This window comes from Rummeliibacillus sp. SL167 (genome assembly GCF_007896505.1).
Lineage (GTDB): Bacteria > Bacillota > Bacilli > Bacillales_A > Planococcaceae > Rummeliibacillus > Rummeliibacillus suwonensis.
The window spans coordinates 475,391-502,027 of record NZ_VCBM01000001.1 but is presented as its reverse complement, the minus strand read 5'-3'; the positions used below and the strand labels follow the sequence as shown (position 1 = coordinate 502,027).

Here is a 26,637-nt window from a genome sequence, read left to right as displayed (position 1 = left end):
CACATGATGAAGCTGCCACTCTATTTCCCAAGAAATTTTTGACCACTTTTATTTGTTTTCATCTAAATAATGATCGACACCTTGTGCAATAGAAGTTGTTAATTTTTCTAAAAATTTAGGATTTGTAAGGTTGCGATCTTCCTGTGGATTTGTTATATAACCTAATTCTACAAGGATAACAGGTACTTTTGACCAATTAAATCCTGATAAGTCACTGCGATAGCTTATCCCACTTTGATAGAGTGTAAAGTCTTGCTTTACATATTGAACAATTGATTTTGATGCTTTTTGGCTTTCTTTAAATACTTTTTTGGTATATGGATTATTCTTAGATGGTGCAATAATCGAAAAGCCATGTGCATCGGGGCTCTCTGCTCCATCTGCATGAACTCTTATAAATAAAGTTGAGTGATGCTTGTTTGCTATTTTAGCACGATCTCGATTGGATAGATCTACATCATTTGTGTTACGGGTTAAAATCACCTTATAGCCTCTTTTGGTCAATTTCTTTTGGAGCATTTTGGAGGCATCTAGCGTAATGGCATATTCGGGTCTTCTAGTAATGATTCCCATCGAACCGACAGTAGCCTTGTATTTTCTTACCTCTGATCCCGGTGCAATCGGCTCTTGTTCCGTATTGGCATGCTTTTGATGACCAGGATCAATGGTAATGACGACTTGCTTCGTATCCTTTTTTTGTTGTAAAGGCTTCTTTTCCTTTGAAGTGGTTGTCGCAGTTTCTTTTTTCATTTTATTGCTGGTGTTTTCTTTTTTGTGTGCAGCATCCATGGAATTCATATGATTGCTATCACTATTATTCAATAGTCCTTGATGTGTTTGATGATTGACGATCAAAATAGCGCTTGAGACAACGAGCGTCATTATGATTAATGTTAGTGCCAATTTTTTCATCTGCATCGCCTCAATTCGTTATCCTCCATTTGATATATATATAACTATAACAAAAAAGCCCAGCTTTGGTCGCTAGGCTTTTGGACATATTCTCAAAATTATGCTTCAACAGTGTCCAACACTCGAACAAATTGTGCATGTGAATGAGGATATCCTGATTTGTCAATTTTGACTTTTACTAGTTTACCGATCATATCTTCTGTACCTTCAAATACAATTTTCATATAGTTTCCAGTATAGCCTGTAAGCAATCCCGCTTCTTCACCTTCTTGGATGATTTCCTCTGGGATAACTTCCAAAACTTCTCCTTCAAATCTTGAAGCATATTCTTTGGCTAGCTGATCGTTCAATGTTAATAAACGATGCACACGTTCATCTTTAATTTCTTCATCGATTTGATCTTCCATACGAGCAGCAGGAGTACCTGTACGTTTTGAGAATGGAAATACATGAAGTTCCGCAAATTTATGTTTTGCAATAAAACGATATGTTTCCATAAATTCTTCCTCTGTCTCACCTGGGAAACCAACTATGACGTCTGAAGTAACAGCTAAATCCGGTAACGCTTCACGCAAACGCTCTAAACGTTCACCAAAGAACGCCATTGTATATTTTCGGCGCATACGTTTCAATACTGTATCGGAACCGGATTGAATTGGAATGTGTAAATGATTGACAACAATCTTAGAATCGCGTAACACTTCTATTACTTCATCTGTTAGTTGACTTGCTTCAATAGAACTAATTCGAAGACGTTTTAATCCTTTTACATTTGCTTCAATGTCACGTAAAAGCTGTGCTAAATTATAATCTTTTAAATCTTGTCCATAACCACCTGTATGAATACCTGTTAAGACAATTTCAAGATACCCAGCATCCACCAGTTGCTGTGCTTGTCGAACCACTTCTTTTGGATCACGCGAACGCATTAAGCCTCGAGCCCAAGGGATGATGCAAAATGTACAGAAGTTATTACAGCCTTCTTGTATTTTCAAAGAGGCACGTGTACGATCTGTAAAGTATGGAACATCTAATTCTTCGTACACGCGATTTTTCATAATATTTTTAACCGCATTGATAGGTTGGCGCTGCTCTCTATATTGCTCGATATAGTCCAGCATTTTCACACGATCCTGCGTACCTACGACAATATCGACACCCGGAATTGCCATGATTTCAGCAGGAGATGTTTGCGCATAGCATCCTGTTACACAAATAACAGCATCTGGATTTTGCCGAATGGCACGACGAATGACTTGACGGCTTTTTTTATCACCTGTATTGGTCACTGTACATGTATTAATGACATAAACATCGGATTGATGATCAAATTCCGTACGTTCATATCCATTATCCTTAAATAGCTGCCAAATCGCTTCGGTTTCATAGTGATTCACTTTACATCCAAGCGTAAAGAAGCTAACGTTTCCGACGCTTTTGTTCTTCATTCTAAATCAACCTTTCTTTTGTATCTAATTTTACTCGATACTTGACATGATAACATATTTTTTTGAATCAATATCGTTTAGGAATCTATACAAGAGAGATATTTAAAGTATACTTACTTTTTGTTACAAACAAAAGGCTACCTTTTACGGTAGTCTTTTATTTTCATATGATTTTAGTTATATATAATATGTAAATAAAGTAAGAAAATATAGGTAGGAGGAAAAATAAAAAAAGTGTTGAAAAAGAAAAATCTGCATCAACTACAGTAAGCAAGAATGATACCAATATAAAAGTTCAATTAGATAGCGGGTACCTATTTAGATGCGTTTGGAGGCGATAAATATAATAAGAAGGACATATTATATATCATTCAAAACGTTGATATAATAGTATTTATACGTTTTAATGTGTAGCATTTAATTATTTTTAGACCGCTAATTTCTGTTTTTTAATTAACGAAAAACCAGGCTGCCTACTTGGCAACTTGGTTTTTGTTTATTATTTAATTTTTTGTTGTTCTCTGAATCAAAAAAAATTTCATGGACCTTACCAAATAAATCATGTAAGGGAATCAAAGTATGCTTTAGGGTCTGCAATATTATTATTGATGAACATTTCTGCCCAATATCTGATGACTTCTATGTAATATTCTTCATCATCATCAGGAAGAATATCTAGAATTTCATCTATATTCCCATTTTTTGATACAACATTCAAATTTAAGTCTACAATTACAGTCATTTTCACATCTTCCTCAATAGAAATTGTAGCTGTAACTTTCTTTTTTATTAAATCGACATGGGGATAGTTTATTATTATACCTGTTCGTTTAAATTCACTCCAATCTTCTTCAGTGCTAATTTTCATCACTCCTTATTTATACCTCCTGCTAATCGTATTTAACACGCATTGTAACTGTTAAATACGATTTCTTTTGGTTTTACATATTAAGATATATTATTTTATTTCAAAATAGGAAGCACCGTTGGCAATTGCTGAATAAACACCATTTTTGGCAGTTATAAAACTTCCGCCTAATTTTGCTCTATAAGCTCCTTTTGACAATCTAAAAGATGCTTCATTGCTAATGGTGGAGGTTGGTATATTAACAGGATAGTTAAATGAGAAAGTAGAATAATTTTTCCAACCACCATTTAAAAAACCATAATCTTTTTCAAGATATACTATTACCTTACTCTGTACAATAACATCTCCTCCAACTTCAATAGTCCACGGACAATAAACGTTACTTCCCACTGTAAAACAACCAATAGTTCCCCTAGCAAACTTTAAACCAAAAGTTTGCATCTCACCAGTTGTTCCAGGAGTAAACACAGAATTTGCAACATTTGGTAACGAATTAACATCTACCGAGGATTCCTGTTCTTCTGTCATTAATACTTCTGAACCTTCAACTGTAGGTTCAATTTCCATTGCTTTCGAAACAATTGGAAGAGTAATAAACAATAAACTTGCAAGAAATACGATACTTAACCACTTCTTCATAAAATCATCTCCTTTTTTGAATTTTCAATTCCATTTAATTATAATCTATTAATTTGTAAAAATATAGTATGTTTTACACAAATATATAATAGTATATTTTAATTTGAAGAATTTGGAGAAATTAATCGAGGAACGTGAAAAGGAATTAAGAAATGAATAAACATAAAAAAGCCAGGTACTCCTATTTATAATGTGGACTAACCTAATTTCATAAGACAACGGCACCTAATGAAAAATGGGTGACAGACATTACCTACATTCAATAGGGTTCGACAACTATGTATCTAGCAACGATTCTAGACTTATTTAATAATGAAATTGTAGCGTATAAAATGTATGACCATCAGCAGACATCACTTGTGATGGATGTATTAAAGACAGCTTTAGAAGCTAGAAATTATCCAAAAGACATAATTGTCCATTCAGATCAAGGAAGTGTGTATACATCTTATGCCTATCAAAATTTATTGGAGAAAATGAATTGTCGAGCAAGTATGTCCCGCCATGGAAACTGTTGGGATAATGCGGTCATTGAATCATTTCATTCGAATATTAAAACAGAAGCATTTGCGCGTGTGAAGCATCATTCATTAACTAATGATGTGACAAGATTCCGCGTATCGGAATATATGAGGGAATATAATGAGGAACGAATACAAGAAAAATTAGGCTACTTAACTCCCCCTGAATTTGGAAAGCTAGCAGCCTAATTAGGTGTTTTATGTGTGTCTCAAATGACTAGGTCAGTTCAATGGGTACCTGGCTTTTATCTACTTACTTCAATTTAATTTTCTGCCCAATGTAAATTTTATCGGGATTTTTTATCTTGTTTAAGCTTACTAATTTTGTAACTGTCGTGTTATGCTTAGCAACGTCTTAGATAACGTATCTCCGCTCTTCACTGTATATGTTTTTGGAACTGTTTCAGTTGTAATTGATGCTTTCTTAATAACAATCTTCTGACCAACATAAATTTTATTTAATCTTATTGAGCTTTTGTAGATAAGCGGCTGTTGTATTGTATTTTGCTGCTATCTCGCTTTGAGTGTCGTCTTTCTTGACTGTATATACAGTATGATAAAATAATTCAATAATAAAGTACCTATCATGGTCATCGAGCAGCGTTAGGCAATCCAGTATTTTTGCGCAATCAATTTCTTCGTGGGAGTACTTCCTTAATACATCCCTCTGCTGAGGTAATCATATATTCCACTGGGATGCCTTTCTTCATTCAGTTTTCAAGCAAAATGTTAATGTTTTTGTGATAATTATTTCTTTGTGTTTATAATCCATATCCAATTTTAAATTTTTATACTCGAATGACTTTTATCCTGTACATTCTCAAACCAATATTCTTTATTCAATAAAAAAACACCAAATAAGCGCGCTAAATGCGTAAATTCAGTGTCTCCAATTGTTCCGATAAGCGTATTAATTCGGTATATTTTTAACTTATTATCTATTATGATTCAAATTACTTTCCAGCTTTTCCATTATTACGAAAACGTTGTTTATCTTTTTTTCTATTTTCTTTTAAAGCGCTAATAACACGTTTCAGTCGCTTATTTTCTTTGCTTTTATTAGCTAATTGTCGTTTCAAGTGATAGTTTTCAGCTTCGATGGATTTGTAGTGCTCCCATGTTGATTGTTCACGAACAGTTTGCTCATTCATAGTTAAACACCTCGGCATGATTTATATTTAGCTAACTCTTACTTCAATAAACTTGATTTACGTGTTGAACGCTTATCTACTTTTACTTTAACACGTTGCTGGAATTTATTCATCTACTTTTTAATGCTTTTGGCATAGCGTGTTTTTTCAATCACACCTGTCACAAGACTTGATAATGACATGGTAATTGCACTGTTATTTTAAATTACATTACTAATCTAATTCATCTACAATCGCTTATAGAACATAAAGACAGTAATTCGTCAAAAAATCACTTTGTAAAGCATACGAAGAATGGCAATTAAATATTGAAAAGAAAATGAGTGTACTTCAAGAACAAATATTGAAAAATTGACTAACATAAAACGTAGAAGCTTTGTCATTTATTGCATAAGCATGGGGAGAAATTTAGTTATGAAATGTGGCAAATTCTATTGGCATCAAGTATCACTTAAACAAAAAAACTACTTAAAAATAACGGTTTTAAGTAGTTTTTTGCAAGGCGCTTGAAGCCTTATCACTATTAACTTTGTACACAATCATGGTCACAAACCCGAGCATGTGGAAGCCCATTGAAGACAAGTCTGCTCACTTTTTATTCAAATTCATAAGAAATAGCAGAAAGTACATAGAAGGGGGCGGTTTCTGCTCGTAATATTCTAGGACCTAGCGCTATAGGTTGACATCCTAATTGTCGCAGTGCTTGCGCTTCTCCGCGATCAATTCCACCTTCTGGTCCAAAAATGACAAGCATTGATTGATTATCGTAAACCTTTTTTAGCTGTTCGGCAAATCTCGTGCGCACTTCTTGTTTAGCATCTTCTTCATCTGCTAGAAAAACAACATCATAGTTTCCCACTTCTTGTAATAATCTTTTGAAACTAATAGGTTCTTGGATCATTGGTATATGTGTACGATGTGATTGTTCTGCCGCTTCTTTGGCGATTTTTTGCAACCGTTCTTGTTTCTTTTTTCCTTTTTTAGAATCCCATTTGACGACGGAACGTTCTGCTTCAAAAGGGATGAAAGAATACATTCCTAGCTCTGTTGATTTTTGAACCATTAAATCTAACTTATCACCTTTAGGTAAGCCGCAGGCGATTGTGACATGAATCGGAAGCTCTGGAGATGGAAGTGTGCGCATTGTTTTTTGTACATGCACGCCTTCTTCCGTTAGTTTTGCAATTTCACAAATCGTAGCTTCCCCATTATGTACAACGATTATTTCATCGCCAGCACGCATACGCATGACCTTCATAATATGGTGTGCATCATCACCACTGATAATCGCTAGTTCATGATTAAATGATTCATTTATAAAATATCGTTGCATAAATACACTCCATTAATCTTTGGCTTTACGAGAAATAATGGTGACCCAATCTTCCATCATCATCACTTCTTCAATCACAAACCCTGCTTTTTCAAGCGCTGTTTTCACTTCTTCTTTTTTCGTTTCAATAATCCCTGAAGCGATAAAATATCCATTTGGTTGGACAACACGATGTGCATCATCTATAAAGGTCATAATAATCTCTGCTAATATATTGGCGACAACTATTTCAGCGGGCTCTTTTACCGTATCCAATAAATTTCCTTGCACTACTTCAACATGATCTTGAACTTTGTTTAGCTTGACATTTAATTTAGCAGATCGGACAGCTACTTCATCGAGATCTAGCGCATGGACATGTTTTGCACCTAGCATTGCCGCCCCAATCGCTAATACACCTGAACCCGTACCGACATCAATTACTGTAGAATCTTCTGCCATATACTTTTCAAGTGCTTGTAAACTCATCACTGTTGTAGGATGTGTTCCTGTACCAAAGGCCATACCAGGATCTAATTCGATAATCAGTTCATCGCTGTCAACAGGCTTGTAGATTTCCCATGTTGGAACGATCGTAAAGCGATTTGAAATTTTCACTGGATGATAGTATTTTTTCCATGCTGTTGCCCATTCTTCTTCGTTCACTTCGCTAATGGACACCTCATTGGCACCAATATTAATATCAAAATTGACTAGATTAGTGATTGCAAGTTTAATTTCTTCCACTGTTTCCCCTAAAAAACTTGTGACAGGTAAATAAGCTTTGATGATCACTCCATCTACTGGGAAATCTGAAGGATCTAATTCATATATTTCGCCGAATTCATTTTCACGAACCTTGCACAGATCTCCTGAATCTTCAATAACGACACCACTTGCACCTGCCTCATGCAATATATTTGAGATAGGTTCTACAGCTTCATTTGTTGTATGGATGGATAACTCCGACCATTTCACTTGCAATCACTCCTCTAATTATTCACCTTTAAATTTTTTCTTTAATTTATCGATTAATGAGCTACTCTGCTCATCAGGAATATCGCCTGAAATACTTGCAAATTCACGAAGTAATTCTTTTTGCTTTTCTGTAAGTTTTTTAGGTGTTTTTATTTTAACAATGACATGTTGATCACCATTACCATAACCATGGACGTTTTTAACCCCTTTATCTTTTAAGCGGAAACGGTCGCCTGATTGCGTACCTGCTGGGATTTTCATTTTTACTTTACCATGGATGGTTGGTACTTCTATTTCATCACCCAGTGCAGCTTGAGCGAATGTGATTGGTAATTCTAAATAAATATCATCTCCATCACGTTCAAACTTGTCGCTAGCACGAACATGGAACACGATGTATAAATCACCTGCTGGGCCTCCGTTTACACCTGCTTCACCTTGACCACTTACTCGCAATTGTTGTCCGTCATCTACACCTGCTGGAATATTGACTTTGATTTTCTTACGTTTTTTAACAGTACCTGAACCATGGCATGTTGAACATTTTTCTTTGATTATTTGGCCAGTACCTTGACAATGACTACATGTACGACGATTTACGATTTGACCAAATGGTGTATTAACAGTTTCTGATATTTGGCCAGTACCGTTACAGTACGGACATGTTTCTTTTGATGTTCCTGGTTTAGCCCCTGTGCCATGACAAGTATCACAAGTTTCTTCACGTGGGATTTCGATTTCTTTTTCTTTACCAAATACGGCTTCTTCAAAACTAATCGTCATTCGGTATTGAAGATCATCACCCTTACGTGGCGCATTGGGATCACGACGAGTTCTGCTCCCACCGCCAAAGAATGAACTAAAGATATCTTCAAATCCTCCAAAACCTTCAGTACTACCAAATCCGCTAAAGCCTCCAAAACCTTGGTTTGGATCTTGATGACCGAACTGATCGTAACGAGCACGTTTTTGATCGTCACTTAGCACTTCATATGCTTCAGCGATTTCTTTAAATTTTTCCTCTGCCCCTGGTTCTTTGTTTAAATCAGGATGGTATTTCTTTGAGAGTTTACGATATGCTTTTTTAATTTCGTCTTTAGATGCAGTTTTTTCAAGCCCTAAGACTTCATAGTAATCGCGTTTTTCCATCTTCCACACTCCGCTCTTTTCACATAGTTAATATTGTATCATGTATCGATAAGATGACAAAAGCAATAATTTGCAAGTCATCATTTTGTTGTCATCTGATCCTGCTTGCAGCTATCCTTTTTAAAATATGTTCCTAGTTGAAAACTAAAAGAGACTTCAAATAGTCTTCACAGCCTAACAACTATTTTTCCTTAGGATATAGATTTTCAGGCGTGTTTGTTATCCAATGCTATTTATATAGATAATTGTCGATTTCCTCTTGACTAAAGCCTTGTAGAGAGCAATACTATCTGTTATTGCAAGAGCAAACAATCCTATAACAAAGTTTTAATATAAAAAGCCAAAGCCCGAGAGCGGTCTTTGGCTTTTTAATATTTCTCAATAACGATGGATATCTGACTTGGATGACAGATAGCTATTACGATACCATTATCGCGCTCTTATTTCTATCTACTGTAATAGGCGCGGTTCTTTATGATTATTTATCGTTTACTTCTGTAAAATCGGCATCAACTACACCATCATCTTTTTTGTCTGTTGCGTTGCCATCTGCACCTGCTTGAGCTTGTTGTGCTTCTGCAGCTTTTTGATAAACTTTCATCACTAATGGTTGAAGAACACCTTCTAATTTTTCTTTAGCTGATTTGATGCCTTCAATTTCACCAGCTTCAAGTGCTTTTTGTAATTCTTCTTTTGCATCAGTTACTGATTTCTTTTCATCTTCAGTGATTTGATCACCTAGATCAGTGATTGTTTTATCGACTTGGAAGATTAATTGATCTGCTTCGTTTTTAAGATCAACTTCTTCTTTACGTTTCTTATCTGCTTCAGCATTTGCTTCTGCTTCTTTTACCATACGGTCGATATCTTCTTCAGATAAACCTGAATCAGATTGGATAGTGATATTTTGTTCTTTTTGAGTACCAAGGTCTTTTGCTTTTACATTCACAATACCGTTTTTATCAATATCGAATGTTACTTCAATTTGTGGAACACCACGTGGAGCTGGTGGAATATCCGTTAATTGGAAGCGACCTAACGTTTTATTATCTGCAGCCATTGAACGTTCACCTTGTAATACATGAATGTCTACAGCAGGTTGGTTATCTGCAGCTGTTGAGAATACTTGTGATTTTGAAGTCGGAATCGTTGTATTACGATCGATTAATTTTGTAAATACACCGCCCATTGTTTCAATACCAAGTGAAAGTGGAGTTACGTCAAGTAATACAACGTCTTTTACATCACCTGTGATAACGCCACCTTGAATAGCAGCACCCATTGCTACAACTTCATCAGGGTTTACACCTTTATGAGGTTCTTTACCAGTAGCCTTTTTAACTGCTTCTTGTACTGCTGGAATACGAGTTGAACCACCAACAAGGATTACTTCATGGATATCAGAAGCTGATAAACCTGCATCAGATAATGCTTGACGAGTTGGAACCATTGTACGTTCAACTAAATCTGCTGTTAACTCATTAAATTTAGCACGTGATAATGTCACTTCTAAATGTAACGGGCCATTTTCTCCAGCAGTGATAAATGGTAAAGAAATTTGAGTTGTTGAAACCCCTGATAATTCTTTTTTCGCTTTTTCAGCAGCATCTTTTAAACGTTGTAATGCCATTTTATCTTTAGATAGATCAATACCATTTTCTTTTTTGAATTCTGCTACTAAATAATCAATAATTTTTTGGTCGAAATCGTCGCCACCAAGATGGTTATCACCAGCAGTCGCTAATACTTCAAATACACCATCACCTAATTCAAGGATAGATACGTCGAATGTACCACCGCCAAGGTCAAATACCAATATTTTTTGATCTTCTTCTGTTTTATCTAAGCCGTATGCAAGAGCAGCAGCTGTAGGTTCGTTAATAATACGTTCAACTTCAAGACCTGCGATCTTACCAGCATCTTTAGTTGCTTGACGTTGGGCATCATTGAAGTATGCAGGAACTGTGATAACTGCTTTTGTTACTTTTTCACCAAGGTAATCTTCAGCATATTCTTTTAAGTGCGTAAGAATCATGGCTGAAACTTCTTGTGGCGTATATTCTTTATCTTCAATTTTCACTTTATAGTCAGTACCCATATGACGTTTAATAGAAATAATCGTATTTGGGTTAGTGATTGATTGACGTTTTGCTACCTCACCAACTTGGCGTTCGCCATTTTTGAATGCTACAACTGATGGAGTTGTACGAGCGCCTTCTTTGTTTGCGATAACTACGGGTTCACCGCCTTCTAATACAGATACGCAAGAGTTAGTTGTACCTAAGTCAATACCAATAATTTTGCTCATTTCAATTTCCTCCTATAATTCAATTCATCAAATTATGATGTTTTCTATTCATTAACTTTGACCATTGCTGGTCGTAATACGCGATCTTTCAGCATATAACCTTTTTGCAATTCTTGTAGAACAATCCCTGATTCTTTTGTGTCATCCTTTTCTTGCATCACCGCATGATGGATGTTGGGATCAAATGCAACATTTTCTGTTGCAATTGGTTCTAAGCCTTCTTTTGTTGTAGCTTCTACTAATGAACGGTACACCATTTCGATTCCTTGTTTCATCGATTTAGCATCTTCCGTTGTTGCTTCAACTTGTAGTGCACGTTCAAAATTATCTAATACAGGTAATAAATCTGTTAGTAAATTTTGTGCACGATACTTTTCTTGAGCTACACGGTCGATTTGATTGCGACGTTTTAAATTATCGAAATCAGCGCGCAGTCGTAAATAGCGTTCTTCTTCTTTTTCTAGCTTTTCTTTTAACAGCGCTAGTTCGTCTGATTCATCTTCTTTAGCAGTTTCTTTATCCTCAGCTACAGTTTCTTCTACTGATGTTTCTTCTACTGATGTTTCTTCTACTGATGCTTCTTCAGTTATCTCTTCAGTTGTTTCTTCAGTAATGGTTTCCTCAGTCGTAGCTTCTTCGTTATTAACTAGTTGATCTTTTTCTTCTTTTGCTTGAGACAATTGTCATCCTCCTCTAATGTCGATCTTACCAGATTCGTTTTGTAAATTCATTTGTCATGAAATCTAGTATAGAAACTACTCGTTTATAATCCATTCGAGTAGGACCGATGATAGCAATAGATCCTTTTTGCTCTGAGCCAACTGAATAAGATGCGGTAATCACACTGCAATCTTCCATTGCTAAATGACTGTTTTCAGAGCCTATTCGGATATGAATACCTGTTTCATCTAATGGGAAGATCGATTGAATTTGGCTCGTTCCCTCCATTAGTTCCATTAGCATTCGGACTTTATTTAAGTCATGGAATTCCGGCTGGTTAAGCATATTCGTCTTTCCACCATAGTATATTTTACCCTCACCTTGATATTTATGAATATCAAAGATTGACGATAGCAAGCCTTCGTAAGCGCCTAAATGCTGTTTAATCACTGTCGCTGCCTCTTGCTCAAGCTTATTTTGAAGCTGCTCAAGCGGAACACCGACAAGTCGATCATTTAGAATGTTTACGACTTTTTCAATATCCGAGGGCGAATAATTCTTCGGTATTGAAATCAGGCGGTTTTCAACATGCCCATTATCCGTAACGATAATGGCCACGGCTGAGTCAGCTGTTAAAGAAACAATCGCAAATTGTTTTACTTTATGAAGCTGAACATCTGGACCCAAAATAATGGAAGTGTATGTCGTCAAATCTGATAAAATACTTGCAGATTTACGAATGACCTGTTCCGTTTCTATCACCCGATCTTGAAATAAGGATTGGATGGTTTTGATATCTTGAGTAGTAATAACTTGAGGCTTTAACAAATGATCCACATAAAATCTATAACCTTTTTCCGAAGGTACTCGTCCAGAAGAAGTATGCGTTTTTTCCAAAAATCCTAAATCCTCTAAATCAGCCATTTCATTTCGAATAGTAGCTGCACTAAAAGGTATTCCTTCCTTCTTCGCAATTTGGCGAGATCCTACAGGCTGTGCCGTCGCTATGAAGTCATCTACGATCACTTGCAAAATTTGCAACTGTCGATTTGTTAGCATGATCATCACCTCTCGTTGTTAGCACTCACTACAGAGGAGTGCTAATACAATTATTAATTTATCACCTCTATATAATGATGTCAACGAAAATGCATAGGTTTACAGCAAAAATTCTTCAAATACTTCATTTCCAACAAAACGACCATTTCGAGTAAGTTTTATATAATCTCCCTCGGTAACGATCAGCTCTTTTTGGAGAAGTGCTTGTAATTGTTTTTCATAAACACTTTCTATTGTACAGTTGAATTTTTCATAAAAATGTTTTTTGCTTACGCCCATTGTTTTTCGTAAACCTAAAAAAAGCTCCTCTTCTATTCGTTCCTGCTTTGTTTCGATATGTGTTTCATAAATCGACTTTTCACCGTCAGCAATTGATTTCATATATTTTTTGAGTGGACCATGATTGGAATAACGGATACCATTAATATACCCATGAGCACCTGCACCCATTCCAACATACTCATCATTATCCCAATAAATTTGATTATGGATAGAAGAATATCCTCTTCTACTAAAATTGCTAATTTCATATTGGTGCAAATCATGTTGCTCCATTTGTTGCATCAACACATCATACATATCAGCTTCTAAATCTTCGCTTGGTAATCGTAATTTTCTTTTAGTCATTAAATTATAAAAAATAGTCTTTGGCTCGACAATTAAGGAATAAGCTGAGTAATGCGGTAGTTGAAGTGAAAAAGCAATATTCAAGGTTTCTTTCCATTGCTGCATCGTTTGACCAGGTAATCCGTACATTAAATCTATACTAATATTATCGAATCCAATACGCCTAGCTTCATCGATTGTGTGAAAAACATGATCATTTGAATGTGTTCTTCCTAATTTTTTCAATAGATCTTCTTGAAAGGCTTGTACCCCCAGACTTAGACGATTGACACCGCCTTGATAAAGCACTTCTAGTTTTTCTTTTGTTAGTTCATCTGGATTTGCTTCTGATGTAAATTCTGTGACATGTTCCAATGGTATATACATTTGGATGAATGATAGTAGTTTATTCAATTGTTTAGGTGATAATGATGTTGGCGTACCACCACCTAAAAAAATCGTTTCTATATTATGAAAATCATGATTCGCTGTCCACAGGCGCATTTCTTCGCCCAATGCCTCTATGTACTCATCAACTGGCTGGTTTTTGAAAAAAACTTTGTTGAAATCGCAGTAATTGCAAATCTGATGGCAAAATGGAATATGAATATAAATACCTCTAACCAACCTAAAACCCTCTTTCAAATAAAGTGTAACTTCCATCAGTAGGGATTTTCTTCATCCCTCACTGAACTAAAGGAACGGAAGTGAAAAGCGCCACCTGAGAAACCAACATCATACCCGCCCAAACCAATCGGACTTTTACAGGCAGCCGATTTCTCCACTTACTTGTGTCTTAATATGAAATCTAATCTTACTGCCTGTTCATATGGAGGCAACATTTTAATCGACATTAAATATAGTTTAACAGACGTGTTGATTTAGAGAAAACAGGATTTTTATTTTCTGTAATTTTTCAAAAATGATGTATTTTATCTTCATTTGCATAGATTGTAGCGGAGGCTTGCTCGACTTCCACGGGAAAAGCGAATAGATGAGACCCCGTAGCATAGCGAGGAGGCTCAGCATTCGCCCGCAGGAAAGCGAGCCGTAGCGGAAATCAGCTAATGGACTATATTTTATGTAAAAAATTAGTTAATCAACACGCGTGATAGTTTAATGTATTTTACACTATTCTCAAAATGTCTAGTACACAAATATACAGCATACTGCAAAATTGGGAGAAACATATCAACTTCCCCTATCCCCAAATCACTATGCAGTGTAACTTCTTACAATAGAAGTTTCCTTCGTCCTCGATTGTATGTTAGTTGAACAAGTCAGCTTTTGATAGGTAGTTGGATCCCACATTTATTCCTTTCTTTTACTTAAGTCTTGGTATAAGAGTCATCAGTCGTTCATGCAAGATGAATATTCATGACCACTTGCTTCCAGCACAGATTATTTTTCAAAACAAAACCGTATGCATAGATTATACATACGGCTTTGTTTAAACTATTTCGAATATGTAAAACGATTTAAATTATAACATTCATCACACGCAACTTCTATTTCTATTGATCCTTTATCAATAAAAGTAACTTTTGCAACGTTGCCTGACATTTCACGTGCAGCATTTACAGTTGCTGTTGTAATTGGCGGATTAAAATATACGGCCTTCCATTCAAATTCATGACCACAATTAAAACATTGATGTGTGTCTTTAATTTTTTCGAGATTTTTCATGCTAATCGCCTCCGACTCTATTATTTCATATCTATAGTAGAAATAACCAATGAAAAAGTGTCGAATTACGAAAATATTTTCAGCGGATATGAACACGAAGAAGGCTCGTCTATTTCCTCAACAAAACAGCTATCTAGAATGAAATATCAACCACATCGTTTCTACGTAAAAAGCATATTTTTCATTAAACCAACAAATACAATTAAAATTTACGAACATAATATATTTGATCCTGCTCTTTTACCTCATCTAATTTAGCTTGCATATGAGTGATATGGATTTCAAATGCTGCAAGTTTCGTTTCAATCTTTTTTAACAATCGCTCCAAGCAATCTACATCCTCTTTAAACATGATCGTATCACTCCCATTGAATATTCATATTTAAATCAATTCCATCATGCAGCTCCCCATTATATATCAGAACTTTCAAAAAAGAAAAAGATTCATGGAATGGATTCATTTACAAAGTTTTAAAATTCAAAATAGTGAACAACAACCTTGCATTCATCTATTATACAGAATTTTACATTGTAAAAATAGAGAAAATACTTATTTTTTAAAATACAAAAGTATTACATTAGGACTATTTTTAGGATGTAATCATACAATTTTACTTTTAAAATATTTTATGTATAAGGATTTTATAATTTATTTAGAGAAACCAATAATTCTGTTGGTTTTAAATTATTGTTACAGATAGGTACTTCCCTTATTATGATTGTTAGAGTTGATTTATCGTCTTTTGCTTACACATAGAATTGATAGATAGTCATAGCCAAATTAAAAGAGGAGCCATCTTCATAGCGTAGACAGCTCCTCCATTCATCTAATCAGCCTTATTTTTTCGATTGGTCATTATCCATCTTCAATACCGCCATAAAGGCTTCTTGGGGTACTTCCACGGAACCTACTTGTTTCATTCGTTTTTTACCTTCTTTTTGTTTTTCAAGAAGTTTTCGTTTACGAGAAATATCTCCGCCATAACATTTTGCTAGGACATTTTTACGCATCGCTTTAATCGTTGAGCGAGCTACAATTTTTTGACCGATCGCAGCTTGTACAGGTACTTCGAATTGTTGGCGTGGGATTAATTCTTTCAGTTTTTCGACAATCACTTTACCACGTTCATAAGCAAAATCTTTGTGGACAATAAAGCTTAATGCATCGACTTGCTCTGCGTTTAATAAGATGTCCATTTTCACTAGTTTAGATGGTTTATAGCCGATTAATTCATAATCAAAAGAAGCATATCCCTTTGTACTAGATTTTAGTTGATCAAAGAAATCATAGACAATTTCAGATAGCGGAATTTCATAGAAAATATTGACACGTGTCGTATCAATATAATCCATTGTTAAGAAATTACCACGTTTACGCTGACAAATTTCCATGACAGCACCGACATAATCGTTTGGCACCATGATATTTGCCTTTACATAGGGTTCTTCGATACGCTCAATTTTTTGCGGTTCCGGCATCATAGAAGGGTTGTCCACTTTTACCTCTTCTCCGTCTGTCATGTGTACATGGTAAATAACACTTGGAGCCGTTGTGATTAAATCAATATTAAATTCACGTTCGATACGCTCCTGAATGATTTCCATGTGAAGCAATCCTAAGAACCCACAGCGGAAGCCAAAGCCAAGCGCTTGTGATGTCTCCGGTTCATATTGTAAGGCTGAATCATTAAGCTCTAGTTTCTCTAGTGCATCGCGAAGATCATTGTATTTTGCTGTATCGATTGGATATAAACCGCAATAAACCATGGGATTCAATTTACGATAACCTGATAATGCTTCTGATGCTGGATGATCAGCAAATGTAATCGTGTCCCCTACACGTGTATCACTGACATTTTTGATAGAAGCCGTTAAATACCCAACATCTCCAACAGTTAAAAATTCTGTAGGTGTAATTTTCGGTGTATGTACACCCACTTCGATCACTTCAAATTCAGCACCTGTTGCCATCATACGAATCTTATCCCCTGGTTTTACAGTCCCCTCAACAATTCGAATGGATGTAATGACGCCACGATAAGCATCATAAACAGAGTCAAAAATAAGTGCTTGTAAAGGCGCTTCGGGATCACCCGTTGGTGCTGGTACCTTTTCAACAATTTGCTCTAGTATTTCTTCAATTCCTATACCTGCTTTTGCTGAGGCTAAGACAGCCTCTGATGCATCCAACCCAATAACATCCTCAATTTCCTTACGAACACGTTCGGGATCGGCTGAGGGAAGATCGATTTTGTTAATGACTGGCAATATTTCGAGGTCATTATCTAAAGCAAGGTAAACATTTGCTAAGGTCTGTGCCTCAATCCCTTGCGCCGCATCAACAACCAAAATGGCACCCTCACAAGCAGCTAAGCTTCTTGAAACTTCATATGTGAAATCGACATGTCCTGGCGTATCGATTAGGTGAAAAATATACGTTTCTCCATCTTTAGCAGTGTAGTGTAATTGTACTGCATTTAATTTAATCGTAATTCCACGTTCTCTTTCAAGATCCATAGAATCTAGAAGTTGTTCTTTCATCTCACGCGCAGTTAATGCATGTGTTTTCTCTAAAATACGATCTGCTAATGTTGATTTACCGTGGTCAATATGAGCAATAATAGAGAAATTTCGTATATGTTCTTGTCGTTTGATCAGTTCTTCTCGATTCATGCGTTCCACTCCTATTTAAACTACTAGAATTATAGCAGTGATTCGCCTTATATTGCAATGTTAGGATGATGCTGGTTCCACAAACGCTTCTTCAATCGCTCTCGCTAAAATAGCGATTGAACGATTCAACTCTTCCTCATTATTTTCCACTCCACCAAGTTCAATTAAAATAATCTGCTTAGATAAATCTTGATTATATATGCCATTGACACCTGTACCTGTCTTTCTCATCACACCTCTAGAAATTCCAGGAACTAGACGATTTAACTTTTTAGATAATTGTTCTGCATAGGCTTCATTTGCTTGAAATTGTTTATTTTTCCCGCCAATAACAAGGACCATCCTAGCATATGGAGTCCCTTTATAAGTGGTAGTCGTTACTTTTCTTCCCGCAGAATCTCTATGAATATCCATGATTAAATCATAATCTTTTTTGTCGATCTGTTTTTTTACATAGGGACGGACTGCATCATACGCTTGGTAAAATGCCATTTGTTGTTGTTTCATAACCTTCATGGTATCAACACCTAAAACATCAGTGTCTATATGATTCTGTTTAAAATGTTTAACAAATAAATCACCTAAAGATTGTACGTTCGTTGAATCATTATAAACCGTGATCGTCTGTTGCTGTTTTTTCAGTATAGGATAGTATGCCTCATGGGAGTGTGTGAAATAAATTAACGTATTAAAAGATTTTGTCTGTTTTTTCTCAGAAACTTTTGTTGCAAGCGCTTTGTCTTTGTTTGCTGCGTAAGCGATTTTGGTGTCTTGTTTTGGTGATTCAATAACCGGTTGCTCTTCAGCCAAAAGCGGAACTTTCGCTGCAATAATAGGTAGTGAAAAAAAGATTGCTAAGAATAATACAATGATTTTCCATCGTCCTCGTTGCCGTCTTTGCATCCAATATCCCTCCTCCAATTACTTTATGGAGAAAGGATATAATTTAGAACAACTAAGCAGCACTCAACCATCTTGTACACACGCTGGCAAGCATGGCGACATAGGCTGAAACCCAATCATCAATATTTTTAGGCGTTACAAATAAACGCTGTTGGCCTGTTAATACTTCTTGAAAAAGCTGGAGCCTCTCTTGTTTATCCCATTTTACCCACTCTCCAAAAATCGGCAGCAACGTTTCTGTCAAAATTTCTGTATTTTCATCGACCGTAAAGGAGGAGACAGATAATGCGGATGAAGGTCTGTCCTTCTCTGATATTTTTGCTGAAATATATCTAAATAATGTTTCAACCGCATCTGTAATCAGCACTGGACCATCAACGACTGTTGGTAATCCAATCGCAATGACTGGACATCCCATAGTTTCCTCAGAAATTTCCTTTCTCGAATTTCCCACACCCGCACCCGGTTGAATACCTGTATTAGTAATTTGCACGGTTTTACAAAGCCTTTCACTAGAATTCGTTGCAAGAGCATCGATGATAACGACTAAAGATGGTTGAATATTATCCGCAAGTGCTTTGACAAATTCACTCGTTTCATAGCCTGTTTGTGCCGTTACACCAGGCGCATATATAATACAATTATCCTGAATCACTTCATCCTGGTTATGCAAATGATCAATCGTCAACGGTCCAATTGCATCTGGTGTAATGGTTCGATTGCCTAAACCAATTATAAGAACTTTCTCTAGCTTTTCTTTGGAGTGGATTTTTTGAAGCGCTTTAACAATCGATTCTTCAAAAATTTGAAGTCCCTCTTGATCATTTGCTTCTAATGTTGGTACTGATAATGTAATATAAGTTCCTTCTTTTTTGCCAATATGTTCTTCGCCTTGTTTGGAAACTGTTACCTGTGTAACCTTTACAATTTCCTCCCAATTTTCTTGAATGTCGATTCCGTTTGATTCTCTTAGTTTTGTTCTTTCTTCTTCTGTCTTATGATTAATATATGCTTCGGTCTCATCTACTAGGTCTGTTGTTGACCATTGAAAATTTTCCATAAATCTCACCTCTGTTCTAGTCTGTACATTGTGTCAAGTAAATATTCTTTGCTTTTCTCTCTTGATTTTTCTATTAGGATTTTGCTATAATGGGGCTTGTTGTATAGACAAATGAACAGTTGAGAATCTACTCATCTCGATCCTTTTTAGGAGGTGAACCATTAATGCCAAATATTAAATCTGCAATTAAACGCGTAAAAACTGCTTCTGAAGCAAACGCACAAAATGCACAAGTAAAATCTGCTATGCGTACTGCTATCAAAAAAGCTGATGCTGCATTAGTTGCTGAAGATGAAAACGCAAAAGAATTAGTAAATGCTGCTATTAAATCACTAGATAAAGCAGCTTCTAAAGGCTTAATCCACAAAAACGCAGCTTCTCGTCAAAAAGCACGTTTATTGAAAAAAGCTTAATCCATCCTCATATGGATTCAAAGGGACTAGAGAATTTCTCTAGTCTTTTTTTGTTTGTGCGGTTTATCTCTCATATACAATAATTGTGAATTTTAGATAGCTAATCTTTTGTTATTAGCCCCTCTATTTAAATGATTAAATTTGATTTATACTAAATGAAAATGACCATAGAAAGACTTGTGGTATTAAGTCAAGTATATGATTGATAAAAGCTAGAGAAGAATTTCTAAAAAAGAGTACCCAAGAAGAAAGTTTTCCATCTATCATTTTTGGATGTAGCCCTTGAAGATAAAAACTATTCAATTTTCAAGGAACAGTTATTAACTTAAAATTTATTATATGAGGAGTGATTCTTATGATGTTTTCTCCGTTATTTGAACAAGATGTACCTGCAATCCTTCTTCCTTAACGGTTGAAGAGTCTTTCTCCGTTAAGGACATAGATATTTATGAAAAACGGAGGAAAAAACATGAGAAATAAAGTAATAGGTGCCCTATTTTTATCACTTGCTGCAAGTATTTGGGGCGCCATGTATGTTGTCGTAAAAGTAGTAGTGGATGTTGTTCCACCTTTGGAACTTGTGTGGATCCGTTATGTGATTGCTGTCATTACACTTGCTATTATTGGTATTTGCATGAAGCAATCATGGAAAATAGCTAAAAGGGATTGGTTGTTGATTTTCCTTGTTGGTCTAATTGGTAATACCATATCGATTGTCACACAAGAAACAGGCACGATGTTATCCACTGCTCAAATGGGTGCGATCATCACAGCAACAACCCCTGCATTTATGGTCATATTTGCACGTTTTATTTTAAAAGAAAAAATAACGATAAAAAAATGTCTTTCTATTTTGCTAGCAACAATCGGAGTTGTCGTCATTGTTGGAAGTGGACGAATTGATGTGACACAAAAATTAGGTGGATTATCATTATTGATAGCCGCAGTAACATGGGCAATTATGTCTGTATTAGTAAAAAAAATCCCTAGTCATTATTCACAAATTGTTGTGACAACCTATTCGTCTATGATTGCTGTCATTTTATTGACGCCTTTTGTTCTACCGAAATTAAATGATTTAGACTATACTAAGATTGTTGATCCGACCATTTCTGGTGGTTTATTGTATTTAGGCATTGTTTCAACGGCTGGTGGTTTTTTACTATGGAACAAAGGTTTACAACTAATGAAAGCCTCTAGTGGCGGATTGTTCTTTTTCTTCCAACCAATTGTTGGGGCTTTCTTGGGCTGGTTATTATTACAAGAAACTATAGGCGCTTCCTTTTGGTTAGGTACCATTTTAATTTTTAGTGGTGTGTTTATAGTTATGAAAGACGAATAGATTATATAGTTAGTAAGTGCGTTTCTATTTTAATGAGGCGCACTTTTTGTTTTGTGTGAAATCTCACCTTATCTATGCTTTGAGAAACTTTTATACCGAGCATAGAGTGTGAAAAGATTCGTTTTCATCAATCGTACGTAGCTTATTAATACGATTTTGATAGGTTTCAATTTCCTTCATTTATGCTTGTTTCCTTGATTGTAATCCATTCATCTTTGGACACATACTTGTAACATATACATGGTGCAAATGAATTGATTTTATACCCCTGTATGTATACAATACAGATTGTAATAAGATTCAAATTATAATTATTACTAAATAGGAGAGATTCTCAATGAATGAGAACAATGTTACGAATGAAGTAAAATCTTTACCACGGATTGGATCAGTTGCACCTGAATTTGAAGCTGCTACATCTCAAGGAACACTTCGATTATCCGATTATAAAGGAAGTTGGCTAATATTATTCTCTCATCCTGCAGATTTTACACCTGTCTGTACGAGTGAATTTATTGGTTTCCAAGAAATTTACCCTCAACTTCGTGAGATGAATACTGAATTACTTGGCTTAAGCGTTGATAGTGTCAGCTCTCACGTTGCTTGGATTCGTAACGTTCAAGAAAAATTCGGTGTTACACTTGAATTTCCGATTATCGCAGATTTAAATAAAGAAGTCGCTCAAAAATACGGAATGATTATGCCTGAAGAAAGCTCAACAGAAACATCACGTGCTGTATTTGTCATTGATGATAAACAAATTGTGCGTGCTATCATTTATTATCCACTTTCAACAGGAAGAAATATGCAAGAAATCCTCCGTCTAGTAAAAGCACTACAAGCAACTGATAAGCACAACATTGCTACTCCGGCAAATTGGCAAGAAGGTGACAAAGTTCTTGTTCCACCTGCAACAACAGATGAACTTGCAAATGAAAGAATGAATGATGATAGTATTGAATGTATCGATTGGTACTATTGTACAAAAAAATTATAAAGGAGCAATTACAATGGCTTGTGTGAATGAAAAAGGTCAATTAAACCCTGCAGGAAAAAAACTATTAGGATCACTTGCAGTCGAATCTTTCACTACTCAAGATATTTCAAAGAATTCAGGGTTACCAATTTTTAAAGTACATAGTAATCTACGTGAAATGTTAAATGCTGAGCTTATCATTGAAGAAAATAATCAATACAAAATAAGCGAAAAAGGTAAACAAATTTTAGAAAAAAATAACTTGGATAAATAAAACAGAGAATAAAAAGCGTGAGACTAAGTATATATGGTCTCACGCCTTTTTATCAGTTTCTATCAGGTATATTGATTCAAAAAATACTAGTTCATACGAACCCTTCTAATCATGTCATCCTTATAACGGTTTCATCAAAAATAATTCCAAAAATCTTTCTCTTCTGCCGCCCATCGATTTTAATTGGAGGTCTACTTCACTTAATCCATACAAAGCCTTCAACAAAGATTGATCAGATACTTTCCGTCTATCCTCTACGATTCTTTTTACACGATAGGGATTCACTTTTAGCTGTTTGGCGATTTGTTGTGGATGATATCCTTTTGACAACAAATAATACACATTAGACATTAAACGAATTTGAGAAGCTAACAAAGCAACGAGCATAATTGGTTCTTGCTTTTGTCGGATCAAATCATGATAAATGGACAATGCCCCCGAAACATCATGCTGCATATAGGCATTGAGCATCTTAAAAGCATCTTGTTCTAATGTTTTAGCCACCAATTTTTCTACTACCGAAACCGTGATCTTCTTATCCTCACCAAGATATAAGCAAATTTTTTCGATTTCAGATTGTAAATGCACCATATCCAAACCAACCATCTCAATGAGTTTAGAAATCGCTTCGTCATCAATCGTTTTTCCTAATGAAGAAACCTCATTTTGCACCCAAACTGCTAAATCATGTTCTTTTGGTGTTTCTGCAAGCAAATAAACAGCGTGTTCTTTCAATTGCTTTGTCACTTTTTTACGTTCATCGAGTTTTTCATATGGTGCGATAAAAACAGTGACAGAGGTATCTGAAGGAAACTCAAGCCATTTCGCAAATCTTTTCAAATCATGATTTATTTTCTCTTTCGTTTTATCTGTAGCTTTTAGAAAAGACGCATTTTTAGCGATGATTAATTTTTTATTCGAGAAAAAAGGAATTGTATCCGATTCATCAATAACCATATCAACGGGCTTTTCATCAAGATCAATTGTAGTTGTCTCGATTTCTCCTTCTTCTTCAAGCTTTGCTTTCATACGATGAATCGTTTCCTCTATAAAATAGGATTCAAGCCCTGCTAATAGATAAACAGGTGCTATTTTTCCTTTTTGAATATCATTCCACAATTTTGAGAACATACTCTTCCTCCTAGCACAATACTATTCCTAGTATACATTCATTTTTTCTTAACTGCGAGTATGTACAAATTGTGTCAAAGTACGCTGAATAACGTAATTTCTGCATTCAATATAGCTTTTTTGAATGCGTTACCGTATAATTAATACGAATCAGGAGGGATATAAATGAATCCATTTGAAAAAGATGTACAAAGTAAAAGAAATGACGCTATAGATTCAGGCGTAGGTTTTATAGTATCATTCGTATTCTTCACATTTATGTTCATTATTGCAACTGTAATTGACTATGTAAATCTATAAGCGTCTAACTCAAAAAAGCTTTGTCACTTGGACAAAGCTTTTTTCATTTCTATTAGTTGGGATGTCGTCATAATCTCCCAATTTTTTTTTGACACTTGTACCTCGATTGATCCAACCTCAGCTGTATTCAGAGTTGGTAAGCCAAGGTGCTGAAATCGCTCCACCACTTCTTTACTAGGATGTTTGTATCGATTATTTAGCCCCGTTGAAAATATCGACAAAGCTGGTCTTGTAACTTTCAAGAATGGTTCCGCACTTGACGTCTTGCTCCCATGATGTCCTGCTTTTAATAGACTAACATGATCGATCAACCGGCTTTTATTTTTTATCAATTGCAATTCCCCAGGTTCCTCAAGATCACCTGTTAAGAGCATTTTAAAGTGCCCATATCGCATCCATAACACAAGTGAATCATTATTCCCTTCATACTGGATATCTGCTGGTGATAGATATTCGAAATGAATGTCACCCTCTTGCCATCGATCTCCTGCTATTTTCTCTTTTAATGGTATTTTTTCCTTTTTAACAAGATCGACGACTTCATGCATGATTGATTTCTTCCATGAATTAGGGCTGACATGAATTTCGTTTACAGGGATTTCTTCTATCACCTCTTCAGCACCCTCCACATGATCAGCATCGGCATGAGTCATAATCATAATATCGACCTCCCTGATGCCACGCCCTTTTAAATAAGGCACAACGATTCGTCTCCCTATCTCATATTCTGTTTTCGATTGTTTCCAGCTCTCTTGCTCAAAACGTAATAAGCCGCCTGTATCCACAACATATACTTTCTTCCGAAATGGTAGTTCAATAACAGCACTATCACCTTGCCCCACACTTAAAAATGTAATACGTATATCTGAATGTAAACTGGGGGCAATGTATATCATGATTGCTGGAATAAATATATGCAATGATGCCACTAAATATCTTCTTTTTTCAACATAAACAAATGCACATAAAACCCCAAGAAAGGCAATGCAGCACAAAAGTACGCTTGGTCTTCCAGTAACCCACATTTGATAGGGTATTGCCTGACCTAACATGATTAACTTTGTGATCAGTTCTCTGAATGGTTCATATATGAAAAATAGCAATTGTGCAAGCGGTCGAAAAATGATGGTCAAAACAAATAGAATCAGATTCATCGGCAAAATGACAAATGAAAAAAGAGGAACAAATAGAATATTAGCCAAAAATGACGATAAACTCATTTCAAAAAAATGATAGATGAGAAGTGGATAGACGAGTAATTGACATACGGTCGTCATATAAAAGGACCGCATGATGAAACTCTGTGTCGATTGTAAGATAACGCTCGAAAAGATCAGTGCTATGGTTGCCAAATAGGATAACTGAAAACCTATTTGAAATATAATACTCGGCTGATACAATACTAAAGCGATAAAACTTAATGATAATGCGTCATCAATGGACAGTTTGGAAGAAAAAATTTTGCTCATCATTACCATTTCTACAACCAGCACAGAACGCCAAACAGAGGGAGCTCCACCAGCAATACAAGCATAAATAGGTAGTATGATCATTATAATGATTGTTGCATGCTCACGCCTGACACGAAGCCTTACCAGTATTTCAAAGACTAATAGAGAGACAAGTGCCACATGAAGCCCTGAAATCGCAAACAAATGCGTGATTCCTAGTTTTTGATAGGCTCTGTTTACATCTGGATCTACATTTTCTTGTTCGCCGATTATAAGTGCCTGTGCTTCTGCAATCAGGCTTTCTGGGAATGTTTCCTCAATCTGTTTTTTCACTCGAAATCGTTGATCAGCTAAAATAGTCGAAATTGTATTTTCCTTTTTTCTAAATACAGCTTGTTCCATTTCGTAGATTCCCTGTGCCTCATGGCTCTCGATATAATTTTCCATTGAAAAAGCGAATTGATGAGATGGTAAAGGTGGTGGAACCATTTTTCCCTTTACATGAAATGTGAGACCACATAAAGAAATTTTTTCATACTTCTTTTTTTCCTGTTCTGTTTGAAATGTTTGAACAGCATATATTTTTGTACCATTTTCTAAGTAGGCAAATCCTCGAAGCTTTGTACCATTGATTGTATAACTATCTGTCCAGGTTAAAACCGTTTCTTTTGGAATACTTTTTTCTCTGTGTTGTAGTATGTGTGAGGTATAAAAAAAGGTAGAAAAAGAGATGACCGCAAGAGCTGCAATCATCCAAAAATGTTCTTTTTTCCACCACAAAAATAGACTAAGGGGAATGAATAAAACTAGCAGCCAT

The 26,637-nt window shown here is 35.6% G+C and carries 26 protein-coding genes; 6 read left to right on the top strand and 20 right to left on the bottom strand.

Annotation, left to right across the window (positions count from 1 at the left end; translation table 11 throughout):
• Positions 1-48: 48 nt before the first annotated feature.
• From FEZ13_RS02130 to FEZ13_RS02115, 4 genes are all read right to left on the bottom strand, one after another.
• Positions 49-912, bottom strand: coding sequence for an N-acetylmuramoyl-L-alanine amidase family protein (locus FEZ13_RS02130; RefSeq protein WP_186725729.1), 864 nt, complete (start codon positions 910-912; stop codon positions 49-51).
• Positions 913-1,010: 98 nt separating this feature from the next.
• Complete coding sequence (gene mtaB / locus FEZ13_RS02125) at positions 1,011-2,360, bottom strand: tRNA (N(6)-L-threonylcarbamoyladenosine(37)-C(2))-methylthiotransferase MtaB (protein ID WP_146551278.1); 1,350 nt, start codon at positions 2,358-2,360, stop codon at positions 1,011-1,013.
• 559 nt (positions 2,361-2,919) lie between these two features.
• Complete coding sequence (locus tag FEZ13_RS02120; RefSeq protein WP_146551277.1) at positions 2,920-3,231, bottom strand: hypothetical protein; 312 nt, start codon at positions 3,229-3,231, stop codon at positions 2,920-2,922.
• Between the two features lie 87 nt (positions 3,232-3,318).
• Positions 3,319-3,867 (bottom strand): hypothetical protein, encoded by a 549-nt coding sequence (locus tag FEZ13_RS02115; protein WP_146551276.1) that lies wholly within the window; start codon positions 3,865-3,867, stop codon positions 3,319-3,321.
• A gap of 278 nt (positions 3,868-4,145) precedes the next feature.
• On the opposite strand from FEZ13_RS02115, the gene FEZ13_RS02110 reads away from it, so the two are divergent.
• Positions 4,146-4,577 (top strand): IS3 family transposase, encoded by a 432-nt coding sequence (locus FEZ13_RS02110; protein WP_146551275.1) that lies wholly within the window; start codon positions 4,146-4,148, stop codon positions 4,575-4,577.
• A gap of 764 nt (positions 4,578-5,341) precedes the next feature.
• Here FEZ13_RS02110 and FEZ13_RS02095 read toward each other — a convergent pair.
• The 14 genes from FEZ13_RS02095 to gpr all read right to left on the bottom strand — a co-directional run bounded on the left by FEZ13_RS02095 (position 5,342) and on the right by gpr (position 19,933).
• The gene (locus tag FEZ13_RS02095; protein WP_146548251.1) at positions 5,342-5,539 is read right to left on the bottom strand and encodes a hypothetical protein; all 198 of its coding nucleotides are present in this window, start codon (positions 5,537-5,539) and stop codon (positions 5,342-5,344) included.
• Between the two features lie 595 nt (positions 5,540-6,134).
• Complete coding sequence (locus tag FEZ13_RS02090; RefSeq protein WP_146551274.1) at positions 6,135-6,872, bottom strand: 16S rRNA (uracil(1498)-N(3))-methyltransferase; 738 nt, start codon at positions 6,870-6,872, stop codon at positions 6,135-6,137.
• A 12-nt stretch (positions 6,873-6,884) separates the two neighbouring features.
• Positions 6,885-7,829 (bottom strand): 50S ribosomal protein L11 methyltransferase, encoded by a 945-nt coding sequence (gene prmA / locus FEZ13_RS02085; RefSeq protein WP_146551273.1) that lies wholly within the window; start codon positions 7,827-7,829, stop codon positions 6,885-6,887.
• An 18-nt stretch (positions 7,830-7,847) separates the two neighbouring features.
• On the bottom strand, positions 7,848-8,978 hold the full coding sequence (gene dnaJ / locus FEZ13_RS02080; protein ID WP_146551272.1) for a molecular chaperone DnaJ: 1,131 nt from the start codon (positions 8,976-8,978) through the stop codon (positions 7,848-7,850).
• 478 nt (positions 8,979-9,456) lie between these two features.
• A complete protein-coding gene (dnaK, locus tag FEZ13_RS02075; protein WP_146548247.1) occupies positions 9,457-11,286 on the bottom strand; it encodes a molecular chaperone DnaK in 1,830 nt (609 codons plus the stop codon).
• Positions 11,287-11,330: 44 nt separating this feature from the next.
• Positions 11,331-11,900 carry a nucleotide exchange factor GrpE gene (grpE, locus tag FEZ13_RS02070; RefSeq protein ID WP_146552722.1) on the bottom strand — a complete coding sequence of 190 codons (570 nt, stop codon included), beginning with the start codon at positions 11,898-11,900 and terminating at the stop codon, positions 11,331-11,333.
• A 91-nt stretch (positions 11,901-11,991) separates the two neighbouring features.
• On the bottom strand, positions 11,992-13,005 hold the full coding sequence (gene hrcA, locus FEZ13_RS02065) for a heat-inducible transcriptional repressor HrcA (RefSeq protein ID WP_146551271.1): 1,014 nt from the start codon (positions 13,003-13,005) through the stop codon (positions 11,992-11,994).
• 99 nt (positions 13,006-13,104) lie between these two features.
• On the bottom strand, positions 13,105-14,238 hold the full coding sequence (gene hemW / locus FEZ13_RS02060) for a radical SAM family heme chaperone HemW (protein ID WP_146551270.1): 1,134 nt from the start codon (positions 14,236-14,238) through the stop codon (positions 13,105-13,107).
• A gap of 35 nt (positions 14,239-14,273) precedes the next feature.
• Positions 14,274-14,396: a hypothetical protein gene (locus FEZ13_RS19920; RefSeq protein ID WP_255473034.1), complete on the bottom strand. Its 123-nt coding sequence runs from the start codon at positions 14,394-14,396 to the stop codon at positions 14,274-14,276.
• 670 nt (positions 14,397-15,066) lie between these two features.
• Entirely contained in the window at positions 15,067-15,297 is a 231-nt protein-coding gene (locus FEZ13_RS02055; protein ID WP_146548243.1) for a hypothetical protein, read from the bottom strand.
• A 202-nt stretch (positions 15,298-15,499) separates the two neighbouring features.
• Entirely contained in the window at positions 15,500-15,649 is a 150-nt protein-coding gene (locus FEZ13_RS19270; RefSeq protein WP_186725728.1) for a hypothetical protein, read from the bottom strand.
• Between the two features lie 485 nt (positions 15,650-16,134).
• A complete protein-coding gene (gene lepA, locus FEZ13_RS02050; protein WP_146551269.1) occupies positions 16,135-17,970 on the bottom strand; it encodes a translation elongation factor 4 in 1,836 nt (611 codons plus the stop codon).
• A gap of 60 nt (positions 17,971-18,030) precedes the next feature.
• The gene (spoIIP, locus tag FEZ13_RS02045; RefSeq protein WP_146548241.1) at positions 18,031-18,873 is read right to left on the bottom strand and encodes a stage II sporulation protein P; all 843 of its coding nucleotides are present in this window, start codon (positions 18,871-18,873) and stop codon (positions 18,031-18,033) included.
• 52 nt (positions 18,874-18,925) lie between these two features.
• Positions 18,926-19,933: a GPR endopeptidase gene (gene gpr, locus FEZ13_RS02040; protein ID WP_146551268.1), complete on the bottom strand. Its 1,008-nt coding sequence runs from the start codon at positions 19,931-19,933 to the stop codon at positions 18,926-18,928.
• Between the two features lie 164 nt (positions 19,934-20,097).
• Here gpr and rpsT point away from each other — a divergent pair, with 164 nt between their 5' ends.
• From rpsT to FEZ13_RS02020, 4 genes are all read left to right on the top strand, one after another.
• Positions 20,098-20,346, top strand: a complete 249-nt coding sequence (gene rpsT, locus FEZ13_RS02035) for a 30S ribosomal protein S20 (RefSeq protein ID WP_146548239.1) — start codon at positions 20,098-20,100, stop codon at positions 20,344-20,346.
• Positions 20,347-20,815: 469 nt separating this feature from the next.
• Complete coding sequence (locus FEZ13_RS02030; protein WP_146551267.1) at positions 20,816-21,688, top strand: DMT family transporter; 873 nt, start codon at positions 20,816-20,818, stop codon at positions 21,686-21,688.
• 337 nt (positions 21,689-22,025) lie between these two features.
• The gene (locus tag FEZ13_RS02025; RefSeq protein ID WP_146551266.1) at positions 22,026-22,685 is read left to right on the top strand and encodes a peroxiredoxin; all 660 of its coding nucleotides are present in this window, start codon (positions 22,026-22,028) and stop codon (positions 22,683-22,685) included.
• A gap of 13 nt (positions 22,686-22,698) precedes the next feature.
• On the top strand, positions 22,699-22,938 hold the full coding sequence (locus tag FEZ13_RS02020) for a hypothetical protein (RefSeq protein ID WP_146551265.1): 240 nt from the start codon (positions 22,699-22,701) through the stop codon (positions 22,936-22,938).
• Between the two features lie 120 nt (positions 22,939-23,058).
• Here FEZ13_RS02020 and holA read toward each other — a convergent pair whose 3' ends face one another.
• Positions 23,059-24,069: a DNA polymerase III subunit delta gene (gene holA / locus FEZ13_RS02015; RefSeq protein ID WP_146551264.1), complete on the bottom strand. Its 1,011-nt coding sequence runs from the start codon at positions 24,067-24,069 to the stop codon at positions 23,059-23,061.
• Between the two features lie 165 nt (positions 24,070-24,234).
• On the opposite strand from holA, the gene FEZ13_RS02010 reads away from it, so the two are divergent.
• A complete protein-coding gene (locus FEZ13_RS02010) occupies positions 24,235-24,369 on the top strand; it encodes a YqzM family protein (protein ID WP_146551263.1) in 135 nt (44 codons plus the stop codon).
• 23 nt (positions 24,370-24,392) lie between these two features.
• On the opposite strand, the gene FEZ13_RS02005 is transcribed toward FEZ13_RS02010, so the two are convergent.
• Positions 24,393-26,573, bottom strand: coding sequence for a DNA internalization-related competence protein ComEC/Rec2 (locus FEZ13_RS02005; protein ID WP_146551262.1), 2,181 nt, complete (start codon positions 26,571-26,573; stop codon positions 24,393-24,395).
• Positions 26,574-26,637 lie beyond the last annotated feature (64 nt).

Coding starts and splice junctions, on each gene's coding strand:
- FEZ13_RS19270 (WP_186725728.1), bottom strand. CDS start 15,649: ATGTTTAAAGAGGATGTAGATTGCTTGGAGCGATTGTTAAAAAAGATT.
- FEZ13_RS02025 (WP_146551266.1), top strand. CDS start 22,026: ATGAATGAGAACAATGTTACGAATGAAGTAAAATCTTTACCACGGATT.
- FEZ13_RS02095 (WP_146548251.1), bottom strand. CDS start 5,539: ATGAATGAGCAAACTGTTCGTGAACAATCAACATGGGAGCACTACAAA.
- rpsT (WP_146548239.1), top strand. CDS start 20,098: ATGCCAAATATTAAATCTGCAATTAAACGCGTAAAAACTGCTTCTGAA.
- FEZ13_RS02090 (WP_146551274.1), bottom strand. CDS start 6,872: ATGCAACGATATTTTATAAATGAATCATTTAATCATGAACTAGCGATT.
- FEZ13_RS02130 (WP_186725729.1), bottom strand. CDS start 912: ATGAAAAAATTGGCACTAACATTAATCATAATGACGCTCGTTGTCTCA.
- dnaK (WP_146548247.1), bottom strand. CDS start 11,286: ATGAGCAAAATTATTGGTATTGACTTAGGTACAACTAACTCTTGCGTA.
- dnaJ (WP_146551272.1), bottom strand. CDS start 8,978: ATGGAAAAACGCGATTACTATGAAGTCTTAGGGCTTGAAAAAACTGCA.
- mtaB (WP_146551278.1), bottom strand. CDS start 2,360: ATGAAGAACAAAAGCGTCGGAAACGTTAGCTTCTTTACGCTTGGATGT.
- spoIIP (WP_146548241.1), bottom strand. CDS start 18,873: ATGCAAAGACGGCAACGAGGACGATGGAAAATCATTGTATTATTCTTA.
- holA (WP_146551264.1), bottom strand. CDS start 24,069: ATGTTCTCAAAATTGTGGAATGATATTCAAAAAGGAAAAATAGCACCT.
- FEZ13_RS02055 (WP_146548243.1), bottom strand. CDS start 15,297: ATGAAAAATCTCGAAAAAATTAAAGACACACATCAATGTTTTAATTGT.
- FEZ13_RS02010 (WP_146551263.1), top strand. CDS start 24,235: ATGAATCCATTTGAAAAAGATGTACAAAGTAAAAGAAATGACGCTATA.
- lepA (WP_146551269.1), bottom strand. CDS start 17,970: ATGAATCGAGAAGAACTGATCAAACGACAAGAACATATACGAAATTTC.
- FEZ13_RS02020 (WP_146551265.1), top strand. CDS start 22,699: ATGGCTTGTGTGAATGAAAAAGGTCAATTAAACCCTGCAGGAAAAAAA.
- FEZ13_RS02115 (WP_146551276.1), bottom strand. CDS start 3,867: ATGAAGAAGTGGTTAAGTATCGTATTTCTTGCAAGTTTATTGTTTATT.
- FEZ13_RS02005 (WP_146551262.1), bottom strand. CDS start 26,573: ATGATTGCAGCTCTTGCGGTCATCTCTTTTTCTACCTTTTTTTATACC.
- FEZ13_RS02110 (WP_146551275.1), top strand. CDS start 4,146: ATGTATCTAGCAACGATTCTAGACTTATTTAATAATGAAATTGTAGCG.
- gpr (WP_146551268.1), bottom strand. CDS start 19,933: ATGGAAAATTTTCAATGGTCAACAACAGACCTAGTAGATGAGACCGAA.
- hrcA (WP_146551271.1), bottom strand. CDS start 13,005: ATGCTAACAAATCGACAGTTGCAAATTTTGCAAGTGATCGTAGATGAC.
- FEZ13_RS02030 (WP_146551267.1), top strand. CDS start 20,816: ATGAGAAATAAAGTAATAGGTGCCCTATTTTTATCACTTGCTGCAAGT.